At 68.2% G+C, this 21,324-nt stretch carries 19 protein-coding genes; 3 read left to right on the top strand and 16 right to left on the bottom strand.

All coding sequences use genetic code 11. The features are described 5' to 3' along the window. Positions 1-11 precede the first annotated feature (11 nt). The 9 genes from ACIOJE_RS29835 to ACIOJE_RS29795 form a co-directional block, all read right to left on the bottom strand. Positions 12-776: a rhodanese-like domain-containing protein gene (locus ACIOJE_RS29835; protein ID WP_400780339.1), complete on the bottom strand. Its 765-nt coding sequence runs from the start codon at positions 774-776 to the stop codon at positions 12-14. A gap of 50 nt (positions 777-826) precedes the next feature. Next, on the bottom strand, positions 827-985 hold the full coding sequence (locus ACIOJE_RS29830; RefSeq protein ID WP_400780417.1) for an integrase core domain-containing protein: 159 nt from the start codon (positions 983-985) through the stop codon (positions 827-829). Between the two features lie 223 nt (positions 986-1,208). Next, positions 1,209-2,015, bottom strand: coding sequence for an enoyl-CoA-hydratase DpgD (gene dpgD / locus ACIOJE_RS29825; RefSeq protein WP_280684221.1), 807 nt, complete (start codon positions 2,013-2,015; stop codon positions 1,209-1,211). After that, positions 2,012-3,334: a (3,5-dihydroxyphenyl)acetyl-CoA 1,2-dioxygenase DpgC gene (gene dpgC / locus ACIOJE_RS29820; RefSeq protein ID WP_400780415.1), complete on the bottom strand. Its 1,323-nt coding sequence runs from the start codon at positions 3,332-3,334 to the stop codon at positions 2,012-2,014. Before dpgC ends, dpgD begins: the two co-directional genes overlap by 4 nt. Positions 3,335-3,360: 26 nt before the next feature. Further along, positions 3,361-4,074 (bottom strand): enoyl-CoA-hydratase DpgB, encoded by a 714-nt coding sequence (gene dpgB, locus ACIOJE_RS29815; protein ID WP_280684224.1) that lies wholly within the window; start codon positions 4,072-4,074, stop codon positions 3,361-3,363. Positions 4,075-4,085: 11 nt separating this feature from the next. After that, positions 4,086-5,243: a 3,5-dihydroxyphenylacetyl-CoA synthase DpgA gene (gene dpgA, locus ACIOJE_RS29810; protein ID WP_280684226.1), complete on the bottom strand. Its 1,158-nt coding sequence runs from the start codon at positions 5,241-5,243 to the stop codon at positions 4,086-4,088. Positions 5,244-5,398: 155 nt separating this feature from the next. Further along, a complete protein-coding gene (locus tag ACIOJE_RS29805) occupies positions 5,399-6,718 on the bottom strand; it encodes a PLP-dependent aminotransferase family protein (protein WP_400780332.1) in 1,320 nt (439 codons plus the stop codon). Between the two features lie 293 nt (positions 6,719-7,011). Then, positions 7,012-8,265 (bottom strand): cation:proton antiporter, encoded by a 1,254-nt coding sequence (locus ACIOJE_RS29800; RefSeq protein ID WP_400780412.1) that lies wholly within the window; start codon positions 8,263-8,265, stop codon positions 7,012-7,014. Between the two features lie 59 nt (positions 8,266-8,324). Continuing rightward, on the bottom strand, positions 8,325-8,579 hold the full coding sequence (locus ACIOJE_RS29795) for a hypothetical protein (RefSeq protein WP_280684232.1): 255 nt from the start codon (positions 8,577-8,579) through the stop codon (positions 8,325-8,327). Between the two features lie 411 nt (positions 8,580-8,990). Here ACIOJE_RS29795 and hppD point away from each other — a divergent pair, with 411 nt between their 5' ends. Both hppD and ACIOJE_RS29785 read left to right on the top strand, forming a co-directional pair. Further along, positions 8,991-10,091: a 4-hydroxyphenylpyruvate dioxygenase gene (hppD, locus tag ACIOJE_RS29790; RefSeq protein WP_280684234.1), complete on the top strand. Its 1,101-nt coding sequence runs from the start codon at positions 8,991-8,993 to the stop codon at positions 10,089-10,091. After that, entirely contained in the window at positions 10,075-11,175 is a 1,101-nt protein-coding gene (locus ACIOJE_RS29785; RefSeq protein ID WP_280684236.1) for an alpha-hydroxy acid oxidase, read from the top strand. The genes hppD and ACIOJE_RS29785 overlap by 17 nt, the downstream gene beginning before the upstream one ends. Positions 11,176-11,290: 115 nt before the next feature. On the opposite strand, the gene ACIOJE_RS29780 is transcribed toward ACIOJE_RS29785, so the two are convergent. The 4 genes from ACIOJE_RS29780 to ACIOJE_RS29765 form a co-directional block, all read right to left on the bottom strand. Continuing rightward, positions 11,291-12,289 carry a streptomycin biosynthesis protein gene (locus ACIOJE_RS29780; RefSeq protein WP_400780328.1) on the bottom strand — a complete coding sequence of 333 codons (999 nt, stop codon included), beginning with the start codon at positions 12,287-12,289 and terminating at the stop codon, positions 11,291-11,293. A 780-nt stretch (positions 12,290-13,069) separates the two neighbouring features. Next, complete coding sequence (gene vanX / locus ACIOJE_RS29775; protein ID WP_280684292.1) at positions 13,070-13,678, bottom strand: D-Ala-D-Ala dipeptidase VanX; 609 nt, start codon at positions 13,676-13,678, stop codon at positions 13,070-13,072. A 5-nt stretch (positions 13,679-13,683) separates the two neighbouring features. Next, entirely contained in the window at positions 13,684-14,724 is a 1,041-nt protein-coding gene (gene vanA-Sc / locus ACIOJE_RS29770; protein ID WP_280684240.1) for a D-alanine--(R)-lactate ligase VanA-Sc, read from the bottom strand. Then, the gene (locus tag ACIOJE_RS29765) at positions 14,717-15,706 is read right to left on the bottom strand and encodes a D-isomer specific 2-hydroxyacid dehydrogenase family protein (RefSeq protein ID WP_280684242.1); all 990 of its coding nucleotides are present in this window, start codon (positions 15,704-15,706) and stop codon (positions 14,717-14,719) included. Before ACIOJE_RS29765 ends, vanA-Sc begins: the two co-directional genes overlap by 8 nt. A gap of 127 nt (positions 15,707-15,833) precedes the next feature. Between ACIOJE_RS29765 and murF the strand changes: the two genes are divergently transcribed. Continuing rightward, a complete protein-coding gene (murF, locus tag ACIOJE_RS29760) occupies positions 15,834-17,177 on the top strand; it encodes a UDP-N-acetylmuramoyl-tripeptide--D-alanyl-D-alanine ligase (protein WP_400780323.1) in 1,344 nt (447 codons plus the stop codon). A 13-nt stretch (positions 17,178-17,190) separates the two neighbouring features. Here murF and ACIOJE_RS29755 read toward each other — a convergent pair whose 3' ends face one another. The 3 genes from ACIOJE_RS29755 to ACIOJE_RS29745 form a co-directional block, all read right to left on the bottom strand. Beyond that, positions 17,191-18,372, bottom strand: a complete 1,182-nt coding sequence (locus ACIOJE_RS29755) for a peptidoglycan bridge formation glycyltransferase FemA/FemB family protein (RefSeq protein ID WP_280684246.1) — start codon at positions 18,370-18,372, stop codon at positions 17,191-17,193. 87 nt (positions 18,373-18,459) lie between these two features. Then, on the bottom strand, positions 18,460-19,515 hold the full coding sequence (locus tag ACIOJE_RS29750) for an endonuclease/exonuclease/phosphatase family protein (protein ID WP_280684248.1): 1,056 nt from the start codon (positions 19,513-19,515) through the stop codon (positions 18,460-18,462). A gap of 199 nt (positions 19,516-19,714) precedes the next feature. Beyond that, complete coding sequence (locus ACIOJE_RS29745; RefSeq protein WP_280684250.1) at positions 19,715-21,301, bottom strand: MBL fold metallo-hydrolase; 1,587 nt, start codon at positions 21,299-21,301, stop codon at positions 19,715-19,717. Between the last annotated feature and the right edge of the window lie 23 nt (positions 21,302-21,324).

Genomic DNA, 21,324 nt, shown 5'->3' with positions numbered 1-21,324 from the left:
GGCGCGGACGGTCAGCCAGGGGCCTGGCGCATCAGCTCGGGGCGGGCCAGGAACACCGCCGCCGGGTCGGCGAGGTGACCGGCGACGCGGTCGAAGCCGATGCGGGCGAGGCGGGTGACGAGTTCCTCGCCGCGCCCGTCGGGGGCGATGACCAGGATCTCCCGGTCCGGCCCGAGCACGGTGCCGGACTGCTCGGCGAAGCGGCCGTCGGCGGGGAGGTTGACGGATTCCGCCAGGTGTCCGGCGGCGAACTCCAGCGGGTCGCGGGCGTCCAGGACGACGGCGCCCCCAGCTCGGTGGCGCAGGAACTCGGCGGCGGTGAGGGTCCGGACGGCGGCCGGGTCGAAGCGTCCGCGCTCCCGGCGGTCGAGGTCCGCGTCGTAGCCGAAGTACCCGGGCGCGGCGGGCTGGCCACCGGCCACCAGGGCGACGAAGGCGTCCTGGTCCATCGGCGCGCAGGCGTAGTTGGTGGCGCGCTCGCGGCCGGTGGCGGACTGGCGGTCGACGGAGAGGCTCCGGCCGCAGGCGGAGCCGGCGCCGTGGGCGGGGAAGACCAGGACCTCGTCGGGCAGGCCCATCAGCTTGCGGTGGACGCTGTCGTAGAGCATGGCGCCGAGTTCGGTGGCGGGGACACCGGCGGAGGCGAGCAGGTCGGGGCGGCCGACGTCGCCGACGAACAGGGCGTCACCGGTGAGTACGCCGTACGGGACGGCGTCGTCGGGCTGCTCGAAGACCAGGATGCTGATCGATTCCGGGGTGCGGCCGGGGGGCTCCATGATCTGCAGGGTGAGCTGCCCCGACTTTCGTGGAGTCCGCGATAGTGCGATCAAGCGACTTGCGGGTGTTGCTCCAGTCCCGTCCAGTACGCCTGCTCGTACTCGTCGGGCGGCATGTAGCCGAGGGCGGAGTGGAGGCGCTCGCTGTTGTACCACGCGACCCACTGGAAGACGGCCCGCTCGACCTCGTCGAAGTCCCGCCACCTAATCTGACGTACAGTCAGGTCAGGCGATCACCTCGCACTCACCCCAGCCGCAAACTGCCAGGTCAAAGCGCCGGACGCGACCACCCCGCGACCACCCACCCCTGGCAAACGAGTGAGAGCGGGCACTTGGCCTCCCAAGTACCCGCTCTCACAAGCGACTTCACAGTCGGGACGACAGGATTTGAACCTGCGGCCCTTTGACCCCCAGCGGCCGAACCTGACGACCTCAGCGTCCCAGCCAGCGGGGCGAGCGCCCTTCGGCGAACGCCCTCGGTCCCTCGACCGCATCCTCGCTGTGCCGGCGACGCCGCTCCCACTCGTACGAGGCGGAGAACGCCTCCTCCAGCGGAATGTCCACCGAACGCATCACCGCCTCCTTGATCGCCCGCACCGCCAGCGGCGCACTGCGCAGCAGGTCCGCGGTCCACTCGGCGACGCAGTCGTCAAGTTCCTCGGCCGGTACGACCTGGTTGACCAGGCCGAAGCGCAGTGCCTCGGCCGCGGTCATCCGCCGGCCCGTCAGCAGGTACCCCATCGCGGCCTTGAGCGGCACCTGCCGGGCGAGCCGGAAGGCCCCGCCCGCACCCGGCACCAGGCCGAGCTGGGCCTCCGGCAGGGCGAAGACTGCCCGGTCCGAGGCGACGATCAGGTCACAGGCGAGGGCGAGTTCGAACCCCCCGCCCAACGCGTAGCCGTCGACCCGGGCCAGCACGGGCTTGGACAGCCGGAACCGCTCGGTCAGTCGTGGCCAGCCAGGCTGGTCACGACTGCCGAAGCTCGTCCGCGGCACGCCCTGCTCGTCCAGCCGAGACCGCTCGCGCAGGTCCTGGCCGACCGAGAAGGCGCGCTGACCGGCACCGGTCAGCACCGCGACCCGGATCTCGCCGTCAGCCTCGACGTCGTCCCACACCGCCGCGAGTTCCTCGTGCATCCGCAGGTCCATCGCGTTGAGGACAGCGGGACGGTCGAGTGTCACCCGCGCGACGTGGTCCTTCTTCTCGTACCGGACACGAGGGCTCTCGTCCCCGCTCACTCCGCACCTCGTGCCGGGGCTGCGAGCGTGAAGCGGCCGACCTTGTCCAGCACGTCGGAGCCGTACAGCCGCAGGGCCTGCTGGACGGCGAATTCGGCCATGTAGCGGCGGAACTCGTCGACGTCCTCCTCCACCAGGTTCAGCATCCGCCGGTTCGCCAGCACTGCCGGTCCGCGCAGACGGCCGAGTGTCCGCTCGATCGCCTCGTCGAGGTCCTCCGGCTCGTGCACCTCGTCGACCAGGAGCCGGGCGTCCGGCTCGCGTGCCCAGATCCGACGGCCGTCCAGGATCACCTGCCGGGCCAGCCGACTGCCGGCCCGGCGAGCCAGCCGGAAGTTGGAAGCCCCGGGGACGATCCCCTCCTTTGCCGCAGGGAGGCTCAGGAACGCGTCCGAGGCGGCCAGCACCCGGTCGAAGACCAACAGGAGCTGGGTACCACCTCCGATGGCGAAGGTGTCCACAGCGGCCGCCCAGGGCTTCTCGACAGTTCGGGACGACCAGTGCGCGCTGGAGTCGTCCAACAGGCCCCGCCAGATCTTGTGGATGTAGCCGAGCTCCCGGCGCAGCAGGAAGTCGACGAGAGAGATGCCACCACCGTGCAGGGACTTCAGGTTGATGCCGGCACTGAAGACCCGTCGGCCGCGGTAGCGCGGATGAGTCATGACACCACCGCGCAGAAGCCCCACTTCGACACCGGGGTCGAGCAGCGCGAGGTCGACAGCAGTCTCCATGTCGTCGATCTGCCGGTTGTCCTCCGCGTTCAGACAGTCCTCCCGGCACATCGTCAGCCGAGCCACCCCGTCCGCGCGCTCGAGGCGCACGGAGCCGAGATCCGCCCTCCCATCCGCCCGGAAGTCCGGCAGCAGGGCCAGAGCCCGCGGAGTCGGGCGCAGCATCGCGTCGATCAGATGGGGGCCGGACCTCGGCGAGCCCAGGATGCGGCCGAGGAAGAGACCTTGGTCGATCTCGTGCCCCTCCTTGGCCACCTGCGGCCGGTCACGTTCGGCGGCCAGCCGCGCCTCCGTGGGCACCAGCCCGGGGAAGACCGCTGCGGCGACCCGAACGAGTTCCTCGATCCTGAGGTGACTGCTGCGGCCATCGGTCAGCTCGTCGTAGACCGCGTCCGTGTGGGCGTCGAGGAAGGCGGCACGCACGGTGCGCGCGGCCTCGACCGCAGTCAGGGCAGCTGCCCGCTGCTCCTCCGAGCGCCGTTCGGGATCGGGCAGGGCAGCCAGCAGCTCGTCGGTGCGCCGGGCGGTGTCGGCCAGGACCGTCCGGGCGGCGGGCAGGACACCATCCGCCGCCCGGACGGCATCCATCACGCCCGCCCTGGCCTTGTCGCCGATCACGACGCGACCTCGACGGCTGCTCTGCGCAGCGCCCTGTCGCACGCTGCGAGGTGAACGCCGAGCGCCTCGTCGAAGCCGGTCGTGACGGCGTCGTCCAGCAGCTGGCGGCGAATGGCCAGCTCGCTCCCGGAGACGGCACCGGCGCGCGCAGCGGCCAGGGCGTGGGCGTTCACCCGGTCGGCCGCCACCTCGTCGAGCAACTGGAGTGCGAGCGCCTCGGCGAGCTCGACCGGCGTGCCGAAGAGCACCGCCCTGCGGATCGCGGAGGCACCGGCGCCGCGCTGAGCCAGCCGATAGATGGCCATCCCCGGCCAGGTGGCTCCGCCGTCGACCGGCACCACAAGGCGCACAGCGCCGGTCGCGATGCGGTAGTCGGTGGCCAGAAGGGCGTCCAGGGCGATCCCGCCGCAGTCGCCGTCAACGACGGCGACGGTCGGAGCGGGGAGTCGTTCGAGGCGGCGGAGTGCACGTTCCCACCTGCTCACGGTCGCGACCGTCAGGCCCTCAGGCCGCTGCCCCTCGGGGCTGCCTGACACCTCGACCACCACCCGGGCTCGCGCCGCGTCGTCCTCGGCGGCGTCGCAGACGCCGTTCACCGCGGAGATCGCCTCTGCCGAGATGGGCCGACGACCGTCGATCCTCAGCAGCAGGACGTCCGGATCCGTCCGGTCGGCCTGCTCCAGCGAGGTGGCCGTGACGCTGTTCTTCATCTGCTTTCCCATCACCATTGCACCAGTGCGGTCTCGATCGTCGAACCGGGTCCCATGGTCATCAGGACGCCGTACTCGCCGGCCCGGGTGACCCCCTCCCGCAGCAACCGCTCGTAGGAGAACAGGAAGGAACCGCTCGACAGGTTTCCGAAGTCGCGCAGAACGCCGGTCGTGTGCCGCACGTCGTGGCGGGTGAGCCCCAGGTTCACCCGAACGGCGTCGATCACCTTCTTGCCACCGGAGTGCACCAGCCAGTGACTGATGTCGCTGCGGCGCAGCCCGGCGTTCCCGAGCAGGCGGTCGACGACCTGCTCCGCGTTGGCGCCCACCACGTAGGGAACGTACGGGTCCAGGTAGAAGCTGAACTTCCCCTGATCATCGTCCCAGTCGTAGCGCATCGCCTCGGCCGCCTCGGTGATCAGATGGCTCGCGAAGCCCAGGATGCGGGGGCTGCCGGGTGCCGGCGGAACGTCGGCTGACGCGTAGGCCGTGTCCGGGCCGTCGGCGACCAGGGCTATCGCGGCTGCACCGTCACCGAAGAGGCTGTTGACGACCGAAGTGCGCATGGTGCCGTCGATCACGTACGCGGCGGAGCAGGCTTCCGAGCACAGCAGCACGGCAACCTTGCCGGGGTTGGCACGGGCCCAACTCGCCGTTGCGTTGAGGGCGTTGAGACCCGCATTGCAGCCCATTCCCACCACATCCACCCGGCTGGTCCTGGGAAGGATCCCCATGTCACGAATCAGCAGGGCACTCAGTCCGGGAGTGAGGAATCCCGTGGTGGTCGTGCAGCAGAGGTAGTCGATGTCGGACAGCCCGATGCCCGCGTCGTCGAGGCAGGAGCGGATTGCCCGGGCTCCCATCTCCAGAGCGAGCCGCTTGTGCTTGTCGAGCAGTTCGCCTTGTGTCTCCGGGAGGATGGCGCCATCGGCGTCACGGGGCGGGATGGAGAGGAAGCGGCGCTCGATGGCGCTGTTGAGGAAGACCGAGCGGACCTTGGGATCAGTGATCCCGAAGATGTCGAGCAGCTCGGGCTGCGTGTACGAGGTCTCGGTGGTCGCCGTGCCGACACCCGTGATGCGGGCGACGCCCGCACCGTTCTTCGGATCGGGGCCGGCCAGGTCCAGGAGGCCGGTGCCGGTGGCCGGAAGGCTCAGGCTCGTGGTCATCGGAAGGTCCACCCCCACATCCGGGTCTTGCTGCGAACGAGTCGTACTACTGCCAACACGTGCTGAGCCCTCCCATACGTGAAGGGGCCCGCGACGGTTCGCCGCGGGCCCGGTATCGCCCTGCCCCAGCAGATCGCAGCGCCGGGGCGGCGGCCTCAGGTCCTGGCCGCCTGGTCCTTGATGAAGCACGCCAGCCGCTCGACACCGTCGGCGATCTCTGCGTGGGTCAGGTAGCTGACGGAGAGCCGGATGACCCGCTCCCCACCGCCGCGCGGGTAGAAGTAGGACATCGGGGTCCAGATCACCTCGAACTGCTCCGCCGAGCGTTCCAGCGCTGCGTTGTCGGCGTGGAACGGGACGGTCAGTGACAGGAAGAACCCGCCGCTCGGCTCGTTCCAGCGCACATCCAGCGCCACCCGTTCCTGCTCGGGGAACGCCTCGGCAAGTCGGGCCAACGTGGTCCGCATCGCGTCGCCGTAGTACGCGGCGGTCTCGACGTTCAGGTCGGCGGCCCGCCCACCGGCGGAGAGCAACATGCCGGCGACGACGGCCTGGCTGAGAGACGGGGTGTTGACCGTCACCATGCTCTTGATCTTGGTGAGCTCGGCCGCCAGGAGTCCCGACCGCCCGACGTCGTCCACCACCGGCTGGTCCGCGATGGCGTACCCCACCCGGGCGCCGGGGAACAGTGTCTTGGAGAGGGAACCCAGATGAACCACCCGCCGCGCCCGGTCGAGGGACTTCAGGGTGGGTAGTTGCTGCCCTGGGCTGACCAGCCGGTACGGGCTGTCCTCCAGGATCAGGAGGTCGTACCGGGCCGCCAGGTCGAGCAGTTCCTGCCGGGTCTCCAACGGGATGGTGGTTCCCGAGGGGTTCGAGTGGTCGGGGGTCACGTAGAAGGCCCGGGGCCGACGACCGCTTGCCCGCTCCGCGAGGATGGCCGCCTCCAGGTCCTCACAGCGGAACCCCTTGTCGCCCTCCTCGACCGGGGTGAGATTGACGTCCAGCAGGGCCGCGACACCGACGATTCCCACGTAGCACGGGCTGGACACCAGGAGGACGTCCTGCGGGTCCCGGATCAGGGCCCGCACGGCGAGGAACATGGCCTCCTGGCACCCCACCGTGACCACCACGGACTCCGCTGGGACGTCGATGCCCTCGTCCTTGCGCAACGAGTCCGCGATCAGCTCCCGGATCTGTCCGCTGGTCGGCCCGTACTGGAACAGCGAGGAGCGGATCTGCCCCGGCGAGGCGCCATTGGCCTCCAGGTGGTCCAGGTAGCGACGGAGATGGTCGAAGATCTGCTCCGTCTCGAAGAACCCGTCGTAGGGGCGACCGGGCGCGAAGGAGATCGCCTCCGGGTAGCGGTAGGTGATCTCGTTGAGGAAGTTCATGGTGTCCAGCACCGGGTCGCCGACACTCGCGTGCAGGTTCGCGGTGGGCAGAGCACCCGGATCCGGCCTGAACCACATCATCGGGCCACCGCCGGCGCGAACCCCAGGACCGGTACCAGGTGATCGACGACGGGCTTCTTGTCCCGCGTGTACAACTCGACGTAGGCGATCGCGTGCACAGCCAAGATCGGCTCCCAAGAATATCCAACGGACAACGGACGGACGGGGCGGTCGGCAATTCCGACGGGGCAGGGATCACGTGATCGCCGGATCGAACCATGCCTGTCGCCAACGGGTGCTCAGGCCCAGGAAGTTCGGCGCCGCTGGTGGTCGCGCTCGTGCACACCGCGGCAGCCCGGCCGACATCACCGGCCCTACGGCTGCACCGAATCCGGCGTGTGCATCGGCTCCACCTTCCGCTCCCGCGCCTCTTCGCGTCGGCCGAGCGCCCTGACCACGGGCGACGTCACTGCTGTAGTGATCAGGGCCATCAGGACCAAGATCGTGAACAGGGCCTTGTCGATCACCCCGAGGTCCAACCCAATGTTGAGGACTATGAGTTCGGTCAGACCTCGACAGTTCATCAGCGCGCCCAGCGACAGTGCCTCGCGCCACGGCCGTCCGCTCAGCCTCGCTGAAACGCTACCGCCACCCCATTTTCCGACCAGCGCCACCGCGAGGACAGCGCCGAGCCACAGCCATTGCACCGGGTCGGCAGCAAGCATTCCGATGTCGGTGCGCAGTCCTGTCGTCACGAAGAACAACGGCAGAAGCAGTGGTACCGCCACTGATCGCAGGCGGGCTGCAGACCGCTCGACAACGGCGGAACGCCTCGGTGTCACCACACCGAACAGGAAGGCGCCGAAAAGGGCGTGCACACCGAGGGCATCGGTCAGCAGCGCGGAGAGACATGTGCCGCAGAACAGCAGCGCCAACACGGATGCATCCTGCCCTTCGCCTCCCGACGTGGCCTGCTTCCAGCGGCTCAGCCGGGCGAGCAGCGGGCGCACCACCCGCATCATCACCGCGAAGTACGCCGCCACCATCGCTACGGTCGTCAACGATTCGGCCGGAGCGCCCCCCTTGACGAAGGCCACCACGAGCGCGAGCAGGCACCACGCGATGATGTCGCCCACGGCGGCGCACGCCATGGCCAGACTGCCGATGGGTGTGTGGTAAAGCCCCTGATCGGTGAGGATCCGGGCAAGTACCGGAAACGCGGTGATGCTCATGGCGACGGCGACGAACAACACAAAGGCGACTTGATCAGTCCCCTGTGGAGCGAATGAGTCGAACATGGCCAGGGCGAGCAGCCCACCGAGCAACAGTGGCAGCAGGATGCTGGCTTGGCTGATGACCGCCGCAGCGCGGCCATTGCCCCGCAAGTGGCCGAGGTCGAGTTCGAGCCCGATCAGGAACATGAAGGCGAGCAGCCCCAGCTGCCCCAGAACCTCGATGTGGTCCGTGACCCCCGAAGGGAAGAGATACGACTGCGCATGAGGCCACAGCCGGCCGAGCAGAGAGGGGCCGAGCAGGATGCCCGTCACGATCTCGCCCACGACGGGAGGCTGCCCCAGCCGGCGAAGCAACGCGGCGCCGACACGACAGGCGAGGATCACAACCGGCAGTGCCAGGAGTAGACGGGGGATGACCTGTACCGACACAAACTCTCCTCGGAGCGCGGGAGCTAGGCGTTCAGTCTCGGGCGAGTTCCTCGTGCACCCCGCCGGGTGGTGCGGAGCGTGACCTCGTTGAGGAAGTTCATCGTGTCCAGGACCGGATCGGAGACGCTGCCGTGCAGGTCCGCCTTCGGTAATGTCACCGGTTCGGTCGCCGCGAGGGCCGCGGGAGAATTCTTCTGCGGCACCGGATAATCCGGCAGCATGGAGACGAGCCCTTCATACGCATGATGCGCATGGCCGTGCACGCTGCGTTCGGTCATGGAGTTCCCCCCACGCGAAACAAGTTAATGAGTGTTGGGATTCACCGACTCAGGTTCACACACGCGGATGCGTTCTGACAACCGCCGTCCAAGAGCGGCGGCCGTCCTGGCTGCAGCGCGTTCCGGTCGGACGGATGCACCGCCACTCCCTTGCCGGCTCGGCGCGAGCGCGACCGAGGTACCGATCAGACCTGTGCCGATGACGGCCGTGGTGCGAATCACGAGACATCACCCGTTCGAAAGGCCGCCGACCACAACCCGAATAGCCCGTCAAATTTCTGGACGAGCCCGGCCGGCAATACCCGACGGACCGGGAGTCCATCCGTCGAGCGGTCGCCTGCTTTATTCCCACGGGGCCATCTATTACAGTTCGAAGAATCCGGCCCTTCTTCTCCTGGCATGGGGACAGTCATGAGCAAATCAGCAAAGGTGACGGATCCGCTGGCGGATCTCTCCGTCGACTACGTAGAGATGTACGTGGAACAGCTGGAAACAGCTGTACGCACCTGGGTCGACAAATACGCCTTCACGGTGGTCGGCTCCGGCGACTTCGCCGATCACCGAAGCGTCGCGCTGCGCCACGGACGGATCACCCTGGTACTCACCGAGGCGACGTCGGACGACCATGTGGCCTCGACCTACGTCGCCTCCCACGGCGACGGTGTCGCCGACATCGCCCTGCGCACCGCGGACGTGACCGCGGCCTTTGACGCAGCGGTCACGAACGGCGCCCGCGCCCACCGCCCGCCGACCCCGCACACGGGCGACGGACCGACCGTGACGGCTGTCCTCCGCGGTTTCGGGGACGTCGTCCACACACTCGTCCAGCGCGCTCCCGGGGAGGGGCCGGGGCTGCCCGCCGGCTTCTCCCCGACGCCGCAGACCGGCGATGACCCGACCGGCGACGTGGGCCTGCTCGACGTCGATCACATCGCGGTGTGCCTGAACACCGGCGATCTCGACCCCACGGTCGACTACTACCTGGCGGCCCTCGGGTTCCGGTGCATCTTCGAGGAGCGCATCGTCGTCGGCAGGCAGGCCATGGAGTCGAAGGTGGTGCAGAGCCCTTCGGGCTCGGTGACCCTGACGCTCATCCAGCCCGACCCTTCGGCAGACCCGGGACAGATCGACGAGTTCCTCAAGGCCCACCAGGGGTCCGGCGTCCAGCACCTCGCCTTCTCCTCGCCGGACGCGGTCCGTTCGGTACGGGCCCTGACCGGCCGGGGCGTTGGCTTCCTCACCACTCCCCCGGCCTACTACGACCTCCTGGGCGAGCGGATCGACCTGAGCGAGTCCAGGTTGGACGACCTTCGGGCGACGAACGTGCTCGCCGACGAGGACCACGGCGGCCAGCTCTTCCAGATCTTCACGGCGTCGACCCACCTGCGGCACACACTGTTCTTCGAGGTCATCGAGCGCCAGGGCGCCGAGACCTTCGGCAGCGCGAACATCAAGGCACTCTACGAGGCCGTGGAGCTGGAGAGGACGGGGCAGCGTGGGCTACGGCGATGAGGTTTCGGCCGAAACGGCCCACTGCCTGGCCGACTTCGAACGCGCCGCCGCTTCGGCCCTGCCCGCCGACGTATGGGACTTCGTGGCCGGAGGAAGCGGCGCTGAGACCACGCTCGATGCCAACCGCACCGCGCTGGACCGCGTCTTCCTCGTCCCCCGGGTGCTCAGGGACGTGTCGCAGTGCACGGCGGATTCCACTCTGCTCGGTCGGCCCGTCCCCATGCCGGTTGCCATCGCGCCCGTCGCCTACCAGCAACTGGTCCACCCCGATGGCGAGTTGGCCGCCGCCCGCGCGGCCAAGGCGGCCGGAGTGCCGTTCACCGTGAGCACGCTGAGCAGTGTCCCGATCGAAGAGATCACGGCGATCGGCGGAACGGTCTGGTTCCAGCTCTACTGGCTCCGGGATGCCGCGCAGTCCCTGGAACTCGTCCGCAGAGCCGAGGACGCCGGCTGCCAGGCGATCATGCTCACCGTCGACGTGCCGTGGATGGGGCGCCGGCTGCGCGACATGCGCAACCGTTTCGCACTGCCCGGCCATGTGCGGGCGGCCAATGTCAGCACCGGCTCGACCGCGCACCAACGGCACGCCGATACCTCCGCGGTGGCCGTCCACACCGGCCAGGCATTCTCTTCCGCGATGACGTGGTCGTCGTTGGCGGCCCTACGGAAGCAGACCCGGCTTCCACTGCTGCTCAAGGGCGTCCTGGCAGCCGAGGACGCGCTGCGGGCGGCCGAGTTGGGGGTCGACGCAGTCGTGGTCTCCAACCACGGTGGCCGCCAGCTCGACGGCGCCGTACCCAGCATCGATGCGTTGCCGGAGGTCGCGGCGGCCGCGGGGGACGGATGCGAGGTGCTGCTGGACAGCGGCATCCGCAGCGGCACTGACGTGCTCAGGGCGCTCGCTCTCGGGGCGTCGGGTGTCCTGGTGGGCCGTCCGCTGATCTGGGGCCTGGCTGCGGCCGGAGAGGCCGGCGCACGTCGGGTACTCGACCTGCTGGCCGACGAACTCCGCGACGCCCTCGGCTTGTCGGGCTGCGACGGTGTCGCCGCGGTCAGGCAGCTTCGTGCCTTCGTCTCTGCCTGACGACCATACGTCGCCGAAGTCCCTCCACCGCCTGGTAGGAGGACTTCGGCGACGTCACCGCCTTGCGTCCCCGACCAACTGACCGTTTTCGACGCTTGGACGCGGCAACGGCGGACTATGCGGTTTCGGCCTCCCTGCGCCCCAGCCGAAGGGCCAGCTCCGACCACATCCCCGCGTACTCGTCGGCCAGATAGGCCACGATCCCGCTGCAGTGGGGCGGTACGTTGTCGATGATCCGCTGCCACTCCTTCGCGTTGATCGTGTGGAGGTTGAGCAGCCGCAGCAGGGTGCGTCCGGTCTCGCTCAGCCGCAGCGCCGGATCCGCTTTGAGCCGTTCCACAACGACGCTGGGATCCTGCGCCGACGGCCTGCCAGGCACCGCCGCGAAGCCGATACCGCGCGGTGGTGCCAAGGCTCCCACCTCGAGGTTCGCGGGTTCCGGTTCCCTGCCGTGTCTGCTGGGCAGCGGATCCTCTCCTCGGCGGAGCCGGCTTCTTACATCACGGGCCGTCTCGGGGGATATGCCGGCCATGCGGGCGATCTGACGTAACGACAGGTTGGGGTTGTCAGTGATGAGTTCTCCGGCGATCCTGCGTCCTGCAGCGGCGTCGATCGGGCGGACCCGGCCGTCCTGGCCGATCCTGCTCTCCTCGGCGGCGGACGCACCCGGAAGCCCCTTGCGCATGTCGGCCACCGTGCCGGGGGCGATACCGGTGACCGATGCGATCATCCGGTCCGACCACTGCGGATGCGAGGTGATGATCCGCGCGGCCGCCCGTTTACGGTCGGCCTTCGACAAGGGGAGGCCGTGCTTGGTGTTGGACTCGACTGCCAGCACGAACGCGTCGGCCTCGTTGCCCTCGAAGAAGCTGACGGCGACCCTGTCCTGCCCGCGCAGTTCAGCCGCTCGCACACGATGGAGACCATCGATGACGCGCATCGTCGGACGGTGCACGAGGATGGGCGGAAGCGGAGACTGCACCGCGGAGAGCGCCTCCACGTGGTCCGGGTCCTCCCCCGAGGTCCGCGGTGAGTCGACTGTGGACAGCAAGCTGATCTCCACTTCGACGACCGCCTGCTGATCGATGTGTTCCTGCTCGCGCTCCAACGCCATCTCCCTCATGATCTGATTTCCTGTACACGGATCTGTGAAAGGCACTCAGAAGATCCCCCGATGGATCAGGCATGCGTTCCGTTCCGTAACATGAACTAGGAAACGCCGTCATATCGGACAGTCACGTCGGGTCGACTCGCGACCTTGACGACCGCCGCGTCACGCCTTTGGCGCCACCACGTGCGCGAGCGGAAGCTCGACAGGCATTCGGGAACCAGTCACCCGAATCTACGTGGAAAACCGGGGCCATACAGGACGCCGTCTCGCTGCCGGTCGCTTGCACCCGGCATTCGTGAATCCCGTCGCACTGGCATCGTGCTGAACTAAAGAATCTTGCCTGCAGCCAAGGCCATTCGGCTCCCCCCGTCACAGCATCACGCCCCGACACGCGGTCACGCGATCGTAACACCCTTACACGAATAGAGGCACTCACCTATCGTCGAATGACCAGTACTCAAGCCGCAGATCGTGATCTTGCTACTCGGGGCCGGCGCGGAGACGGGTGCGGCCACCGTTGATCATCGTGACTTGTGTGGAGTAACGATGAGACGGTGGCCGCAGGTCACAGGCTGTCGACGAGACTGGCGACGCCGCCGAGCGGGGACACACGGGCGGTGGACCGGGAGCAGTACCTCCCCCCGCTCCTGGACGAGCGACCCATATCGCTGCCTGGCAGCTGGACTCGGCGAGGACACCGTCTTCGCGACCGAGCCGGAATTGGCCCGTACGGTGATCGAACGGTATCCCAAACGTGAAGATCACGATCTACAGCTGGAGTACTTACGTGATGGGGAAATCGAAATAGGTGTCCGGATAGGGTTCGTTGTCGAGCGTGTAATGCCACCACTCGCACTCGTACGCGCTGAAACCACAGGTCTCCATGATGGACCGCAGGTGCTGACGGTTCCGCGCTTCGACGGACGTGATCCCTTGTGCGCCATGGTGCGAGACGGGATCCATCAGGTCATGGTCGCCGCCCATGGAGACGAGTTCACCCGTGGCCAGGTCATAGAGCGTGAGGTCGACGGTGCTGCCCCGGCTGTGGCCCGACCTGGCGGCCACATATCCCTTCTCGAACATCTCGGCCCTGCCGATATTGGGATAGTGCCGCGACTTCGTCCGGCCGTCCTCCGGCTGCTGCGACCAGTGCAGGAAGCAGTCGACGGCGCGCTGCGGGCGATAGCCGTCCCAGAGCAGCAGGCCGAACCCCAGTGATGCGGCCTGCTCCTGCGCCCGCTCCAGAGCCGTGCACAGAGCCCTCGTACCGACGACTCGATTGGCCAGATATCCGTCCACCGGTTTGCCGGTGAAGTTGTCCCACGTGGCGTACTTGGCATCCCAGCGTATTCCGGACACCACGTCGTCCACGAAGACGAAGCCGTCCATCATCGACGTCATCGAATCTTCCCCGTCAAGGCGAGGGAGACGGCCCGGTCGATCACCTCGGAGAGCGGAATGCCCGCGGCCGCCATCATTCTCGGATAACGGCTGTACGAGGTCATTCCGGGGAAGGTATTGACCTCGTTGAGGACTACTTGTCCGTCCTCCTTGAGGAACATGTCCACCCGCGCAAGACCGCTGCACCCCAAGGCGCGGTACACGGCCTTGGCCGCCTCCTGGACGAGCAGCCGTGACTTTTCGGGGATGTCGGCGGGAACGACTGCCACGGAGTTCTCGGAACCGGTCTCGGGGGAGTCTTCCTGATGGATCCTGAAGAATCCGTGCGAGAGCGCAATCCGGTCCACTTCTCCCGCGACGAGATCCGCCCCGTTCCCGAGGATGGCGCAGCCGATCTCGCTGCCGACGACAGCCTCTTCGATCAGCGCCTTCGAGTCGTATTGCCGTGCCGTTTCCACCGCGCTCGGAAGTTCCTCTTCCCGGGACACCTTGGTGACGCCGAAGGACGATCCCGATCGGGCCGGCTTCACGAAGACCGGATAGGTGAGCTTGGCGGGATCGATGGTCTCGTCCGCCGTGACGGTCCAGAAGTTCGGCGTGGCGATTCCGGCGCTTCTGGCGACGACATAGGCAAGGGACTTGTCCATGCACAGAGCGGAACTCTGGACGTCGCAGCCGATGTAGGGGATTCCGGAGAGTTCCAGCAGGCCCTGCATCGCGCCGTCCTCTCCGAGTCTGCCGTGCAGCACGGGCAGCACGACGTCCAGACGGATCGTTCCGTAGCACCCCTGCTCCAGAGTGAGCAGTCCGTGCACGTCGCTGCCCGGCGACAGCACGACGGGGCGGCAGTTGCCGTTCTCCCACTCCCCGTCAGGCCCGTCGCAGAGCTTCCAGGCTCCGCTCTTCGTGATCCCGATGTAGAAGGGTTCGTACTTCTCGAGATCCAGGTTCCGGGCCACCTCTCGCGCGGACTTGACGGAGACGAGGTGCTCCTCGGAACGGCCCCCGAAGATGATGCCGACCTTCAACCTAGCCATGCTGACTCCTGCTTTCGAATGCCAGGCAGTTGGTGAGAGAGTTCTCCACGGTGTCGCGCAGAGCGTGATCCGTGTAGTAGGCGGTGTGCGGACTGATGAGCGCGTTCGGCAGCTCCTGCAGCCGCAACAGCGCTTTGCTTTCCACGGGTTTGTCCCGGCAGTCGGCGTAGAAGATGCCTTCCTCGCCTTCGACGACATCCAGCGCCGCGCCGCCCAGCCTGCCGCTTTCCAGTTCCTGCAGCAGGGCCTCGGTGTCGATGAGCCCACCACGTCCGGTGTTGACGATCAGCGCGCCGTCCTTCATCTGCGCCAGACGTTGCCCGTTCAGCAGATGGTGCGTGGCCACGGTGAGCGGCACATGCAGCGTGACCAGGTCGCTCCGCCGCAGCAATTCATCGAGCGAGACGTCCTCGACAGTGGCACCGGGGTGGTCCACCGGACGATTGTCATGGGCCAGGATGTGGCAACCGAAACCCCGCAACCGCTCCAGGACCGCCGCGCCGATACGACCCATCCCGATCACGCCGACAGTCAGATCGCGCAGCTCCTTCCCGCGCACATCACTCAGTCGGTAGTCGTGCGCGTCGGTGCGACGGACGATGGCTTTCGCATCCCGTACCGCCATCAACATGAGCATCAGCGTGTAGTCGGCCACGCTGTCCGGCGAGTAGGAGACGTTTTCGACAGAGATGCCGATGCTGTCCGCGTATTCCACGTCGATGTGGTTGTACCCGATGCTCCGCGTGGAGATGTAGCCCACGCCGACTCCACCGAGGGCACGCAGCGTGGCACGGGTGACGGGAGTCTTGTGGCCGACGCTGATGCACCGGCTGCCGGAGGCCAATTCACTATTGGCTTCGGACACCGGTGCGTCGGTGACGGCCGGCTGCACACCGAAGCCGGGCGCCAGCTCGCGGAACAGAACAGCTTCGTCCGGTCCGCACCCGTACATGGTGATACGGGTCCTTTCGCTGTGGGTCATGCCTCCAGTCAAGGCGGCATGAGGTATCCGGAGCGTATGTGGTTTTCGATATGCCCGTGATACGTCCCACTCCCTTGACTGGAGGCATGACTTACCTATCACCAGGCACGGCCTCCAGGGAATCGGCGTGATCCCTCTCAGCCTCGGCGAGATCGCCGAAATCGTTGGCGGAAAGGCCGAGGGCGACAGCTCCGTGACCGTGACCGCGCCGGCCGTGCTCGACAGCCGACAGGCCGAGCCGGGCGGCCTCTTCGTCGCCTTCGCCGGCCAGCATGCCGACGGCCATGACTACGCGGAACAGGCCGGGTTGGCCGGTGCGGTGGCCGTGCTCGGCTCCCGGCCCACGCCGCTGCCCACCGTCGTCGTCGAGGACGTCCAGACCGCGCTGCAGATGCTCGCTGCCCATGTCGTGGCCCGGCTGCGCGACAGACTGACCGTCGTCGGGGTGACCGGCTCGCAGGGCAAGACCGGCACCAAGGACCTGCTGGCGGCCGTGCTTTCGGGCGCCGGGCCGACGGTCGCCACGACCGGCTCACTCAACAACGAGCTCGGTGTGCCGCTCACCATGCTGCGCGCCCAGGCGGCCACCCGGTTCCTCGTCCTGGAGATGGGAGCCCGCCACGTCGGCGACATCGCCAAGCTCACCGGCCTGGTCGCGCCCGACATCGCCGTCGTCCTCAACGTCGGCCTGGCCCACCTCGGCGAGTTCGGGTCGCGCGCCGCCATCGCCAGGACCAAGGGCGAACTGGTACAGGGGCTTGCGCCCGGCGGAACCGCGATCCTCAACGCCGACGATCCCGGAGTGGCCGCGATGCGCGCGCTCACCGACGGTCCGGTTCTGACCTTCGGCCGGGCGGCCCACGCCGACGTACGGGCACTCGACCTGACCCTCGACCGGCTCGGCCGGCCGTCCTGCACGCTGCGGACCGTCGCCACCTCGGCTCACGTTGCGCTGCCACTCGTCGGGGCCCACCAAGCCCTCAACGCTTCGGCTGCCGCGGCGGCAGCACTTGCGGCCGGGGTTCCCCTCGACCTGGCCACGGCGGCGCTGACCACCGCCTCGCTGTCGCCGTGGCGGATGGAGTCGCGCGACCTCGCCTGCGGGGCAACGCTGATCAACGACTCCTACAACGCCAACCCGGACTCGACCCGCGCCGCCCTGGACGCACTGGCGGCCATCGAGTGCAGGCGCCGCATCGCCGTACTCGGCGAAATGCTCGAACTCGGCGACGACAGCGAGGCGGAGCACCGCGCCGTCGGGGCGTACGCCGCCGCCGGGGCCGACGTGGTGGTCGCCGTCGGTGAGGGAGCCCGGCCGATCGCCGACGGTGCGGGAGAGCGGTCAGTGGTCCTCACCGACAACGACGCGGCCGTCGACTGGCTGCGCGACCGCCTCGCCGCCGGTGATGTGGTACTGGTCAAGGCATCCCGCGGGGCGCGCCTCGACCAAGTCGCCGCCGCGCTCGCGTAGTCGGCCGTACGGCTCAGCGTCCGCGCCGCCTCATGTAGAGGTCGAAGACTCGGTAGACCATCGGTCGCAGCGGCAGGTCCCACTCGCCGACGTACCGCACCGCCCGGCCGCCGGTGCCGACCTTGAACTGGACGAGGCCGACGTGCGGGTCGTCGGCGTCGAGGGTGGGAGTGATGCCGCGCAGGTCGTAGACGTCGCAGCCGGCCGCGAGCGCGTCGCGGATCATCGCCCACTGACAGGCGTTGGAGCCGCGCACCTCGCGCTTCGCGGTGGCGGAGGCGCCATAGGAGTACACCGCGTGGGCCCCGACGCGGACCAGGACAGTGGCGGCGACCAAGTCGCCCTGGTGGTGGGCCAGGTAGAGCTTGATCCGCTCGGGGTCCTCGGCGCTCAGCACCGCGAACATGGTCTCGAAGTAGCGCAGCGGCCGGGGGGTGAAGTGGTCGCGCTCGGCGGTGTGGACGTAGAGGTCGTGAAACGCCTTCAGGCCTTCCGGCCCCCCGTCGCCGACCGTGACCTCGACGCCCTCCTTGGCCGCCTTCTTGATGTTGCGGCGCCACTGCTGGTTCATGCCCCTGAACAGCTCGTCCTCGGTCCTGCCCGCCAGCGGGACCACGTACTTGAACTGCGGATGCCCGACCCCGAACCCGTCCAGCGGGTTCTGCGGCAGCCAGCCCGCGTCCTTGAGCCTGCTGCTCACGCGGGCGCCGACCGGGTCGCCCCCCTGTCCTGGCATGTCGGTCAACCGCCGGATGTCCGGGTCGGCGATGCCCTCCTTGACCTGGGCGGCGCTCCAGTAGTCCGTTTCCACCGGCGGGCCGAGCCGGATCGCGAACGCGCCGTGCTCCTTGAGATACGCCGCCAGCGGATCGAGCCACGCACCGATCTCACCACTCCAGTCGATGACCGGACCCTCGGGTAGATACGCCAGCGTGAAACGGTCGAGCCGCGGCACCGGGCGGTGCAGGACGAGCCCGGCACCGACCAGGCGCTGACCGTCGAACCAGCCGAGGGACTCGCTGCGCCACTCGGTCTTGACGCGACCCCACGCCGGGGTCTGCAGAAAGCTGACCGACCGCTGGGCCCGCACGAACGCCAGATGCTCGGCGGCGCTGATCGGCCTGACGACCGGATTCCCGACTGCTGCTGTCCCGGCTGCAGTTCGACCTGGTGCGCTGGAGAAGTTGTAGGACATGTCGCCAGTCAATCTCGTGGGGTGTTGCCCGGGCGTATGCGATTCTCGATACGCCGACGATATGTCACCACCCGGCGGCTCACGGCGTTACCAGCTGATTCTGGCCGCCACCGGCCGGTGGTCACTGCCCGTGGCCGGCAACAGCCACGCACTCCTCGGGTCCACACCGCGGACCAGGATCTGGTCGATCCGCACCACCGGGAACTCCGCCGGCCAGCTGAAGCCGAACCCGTCCCCAGCCACGTCCTGGGCCGAACGCAGCTGCGAGGCGAGGCCGTCGAACGCACGGTCGTCCATGGTGCCGTTGAAGTCACCGAGCACCAGCACCCGCTCGCTGCGCTCGGCGGCGACTGCCCGGGCGAGCTTCGTCGCGCCGCCGTCCCGCGTCTCCGTCCAGAAACCGCCCCTGGGCATCACCCTTACGGAACCCAGATGCGCCACGTACACCGCCAGCGGCCCCTTCTGGGTGGCCACCGTGGTGCGCAGCGCACGAGTCGGCTCCACCGGGACGTCCTCGGGCCGCGGCTTCTCGGCCGACGGCCCGTCCGTGCCCCACAGGACGTCGACCGGCCGGGTGTCGGACAGCGGCAGCTTGCTCCACAGCCCGACCGTGTCCTGCACGGTGTGGTACGGGTACGCCTTCGCCAGCTCCGTCTCGTACGTACCCGTGGCCTGGTCGGCCAGCTCCTCGAGCGCCAGCACATCCGCGCCGGAGGCGGCCAGGTCACGGGCGGTGCCGGCCGGATCACGGTTCTCGGCGGACACGTTGTGGCTGACCACCGTGAGATCGCCGCCCTGGTGGGACTTGTCGACGAGCAGCCCGCCGAAGAGGTTCAGCCACACGGTGACCGGCAACAGCAGCGCGACGACCGCGGAGGCGGAGCGGCGCCACAGCGCCCCGGCAAGCAGCACCGGGACCAACAGACCGAACCACGGCAGAAAGGTGTCCACCAGACTGCCCAGACCGGCCCAGTCCGTGAGGTACCCGTGCAGCAGCAGAAGCAGGCCGAGCAGCAGCGCACACGCCGTGAGTACCGGGCCGCGCTTCCACGGGCCCGGCCGTGAGCCGCCCGCAGGCCGAGTTCCTTCGTCGTCAGCCGCCGGGCTGCACTGCCCGGTCTCGGCCGTGTTCACCTGTGTCATCGTCTGCTCTCGCTCCCGACACGTGAGGAGACGCCGTCCCGGAGGCCACCCAACGGGCAGCCTCCGGGTCGTCGTTCGTGCTGAGGGCTGGGTTCGAGACATGCCACAAGAGAAGACGACCGGACGTTGCCGGCACGTATCCGATTTTCGACACGCGGACGATATGTGCCGGCCCCTAGCCTTGATGCTGCCGGCGGAGCTACGACCAGTGCCATTCGGCCTGGTCGAGCAGATGACCGGACTTAACTCCCTTGCGCGAGCACCATTCCTCGAACTCGGCGATCTGCTGGAGCTGGTAGGAGTCCTCGTTGTAGCTGGTGGCCATGACATGGCCGAGCCAGCTCTCCTCACCCATGGCGTAGATGTACACCTCTTCGGCCCCCAGCTCGGTGACGATCGCGCTCGCCTGCTCCGCGTTGGAGCCGGACAGTTTGCGGGTCTGGCTCATCTTCTTCGGGATCGGCGTGGTGAACAGCGGCTGGTACTTCCAGTTCATCGGCGCACCGTCGCACTCCATGCCGAGGAACGCGATGTCGACCGGTCCGAGATGCCGGCGGACGTAGCGGTAGAGGACCGGATCAAGGCCGGAGGAGTCCGCTCCCACGTAGACGGACTTCCCGCCGAGACGGATCCAGTAGGTCGCCTTGGCACGGATGTCGAGATCGGCGTGCTCCCCGAAGAACGGAGTGGCGACGATCTTCCCGCCGGGGAAGGCCACCTCGTCGAAGTCGTCCACCTCGATGACGGGGAGCCCGAGGCACCTCAGGAAGAGCGCCAGCGACGGGTCGCACAGATTGCCGCGCGAGCTCCTCGGCACGACGAACGTGCCGACCCGGCCACGCAGTTGGAGCAGGGTCTCGGACACGAGATGGTCGGAATGCCCGTGAGTGACGAGGACGTAGTCGATGTGGTCGGGCAGGTCGTCATAGGTGTACCGGCCGGTCGCGCTGGTGTCGGCGCTGATGAACGGGTCCGTGAGGATCGACACCTCGGGCGTCTGCAGGAGGAGGCAGGCATGCCCCAGGTAACGGATCCTGGCTCCGGCCGTGACGTGGCGGTCGGCGGCCAGCCCTGGCTCCGCGAGCAGCAAGCGGGACAGTTGGGCGGCTTCCGCGTCGCCGAGTTCCAGCGCCTCGCGGAGCGCGGCCAAGGTGGTGGGCCGGATCCTGGAGCGGAACAGCTCCTCGATGCCGGGGTGCCGGAAGGGGATGTCCAGCTCCAGCACGTCGGGCGAGGGCAGCCGTGGGGTGCTCATCACGAACGGCCGCTCGATGCCTGACTCCACCGAGAGCTGAACCGACTGGCGGTCCTCGGTGTAAGCCTTGCTCTGGTAGACGAGCGGCTCCAGGAAGTGCAGCGAAGCCTCGTTGCCGGTGTCATAGGCGACTTCCACCAGGCCCGCCAGCTCGGGAGGGAGCTTCGGGTAGAGCGGCCTGAGGTCGTAGCCGGTCGCCTCCTCCCGGACGATCTTCTCGGCCTCCGCGATCGCATGGGCGAACCGGATGATGTCCGCGCTGTCGCGCCGGATGGCCGCCAGCAGCGCCTCGACCTCGCCCTTCCGCTTCTCCTCGATGCCGACGAAGAATCCGCCGCGGAACTTCGGATCGCGGCTGCCCGAGAAATGCCAGTCCGGGGTCTGCAGGTAGGACTCCAGCATCGGGATCTGCCGGAAGGCGAGGTACATGGCGCCAGTTACGGGGGCCATCGTGTACAGCTGGGCGTAGAACCGGTCGACCAATGGCTCGATGATGGTGTCGGACCGGAGAAAGAGCCGTTCCTCAGTCACCTCTGCTCCTCACGATCGAATGA

The sequence above is a fragment of the Kitasatospora sp. NPDC087861 genome (assembly GCF_044742585.1).
Lineage (GTDB): Bacteria > Actinomycetota > Actinomycetes > Streptomycetales > Streptomycetaceae > Kitasatospora.
The sequence above is the reverse complement of the archived record's forward strand: the minus strand, read 5'-3'. Positions and strand labels throughout refer to the sequence as shown.

Coding starts and splice junctions, on each gene's coding strand:
- ACIOJE_RS29755 (WP_280684246.1), bottom strand. CDS start 18,372: ATGTCCTACAACTTCTCCAGCGCACCAGGTCGAACTGCAGCCGGGACA.
- dpgB (WP_280684224.1), bottom strand. CDS start 4,074: ATGAAGAACAGCGTCACGGCCACCTCGCTGGAGCAGGCCGACCGGACG.
- vanX (WP_280684292.1), bottom strand. CDS start 13,678: ATGATGGACGGCTTCGTCTTCGTGGACGACGTGGTGTCCGGAATACGC.
- ACIOJE_RS29765 (WP_280684242.1), bottom strand. CDS start 15,706: ATGACCCACAGCGAAAGGACCCGTATCACCATGTACGGGTGCGGACCG.
- ACIOJE_RS29835 (WP_400780339.1), bottom strand. CDS start 776: ATGGAGCCCCCCGGCCGCACCCCGGAATCGATCAGCATCCTGGTCTTC.
- dpgA (WP_280684226.1), bottom strand. CDS start 5,243: ATGACCACGAGCCTGAGCCTTCCGGCCACCGGCACCGGCCTCCTGGAC.
- ACIOJE_RS29795 (WP_280684232.1), bottom strand. CDS start 8,579: ATGACCGAACGCAGCGTGCACGGCCATGCGCATCATGCGTATGAAGGG.
- hppD (WP_280684234.1), top strand. CDS start 8,991: ATGAGCAAATCAGCAAAGGTGACGGATCCGCTGGCGGATCTCTCCGTC.
- dpgC (WP_400780415.1), bottom strand. CDS start 3,334: ATGGATGCCGTCCGGGCGGCGGATGGTGTCCTGCCCGCCGCCCGGACG.
- vanA-Sc (WP_280684240.1), bottom strand. CDS start 14,724: ATGGCTAGGTTGAAGGTCGGCATCATCTTCGGGGGCCGTTCCGAGGAG.
- ACIOJE_RS29780 (WP_400780328.1), bottom strand. CDS start 12,289: ATGGCGTTGGAGCGCGAGCAGGAACACATCGATCAGCAGGCGGTCGTC.
- ACIOJE_RS29750 (WP_280684248.1), bottom strand. CDS start 19,515: ATGACACAGGTGAACACGGCCGAGACCGGGCAGTGCAGCCCGGCGGCT.
- ACIOJE_RS29805 (WP_400780332.1), bottom strand. CDS start 6,718: ATGATGTGGTTCAGGCCGGATCCGGGTGCTCTGCCCACCGCGAACCTG.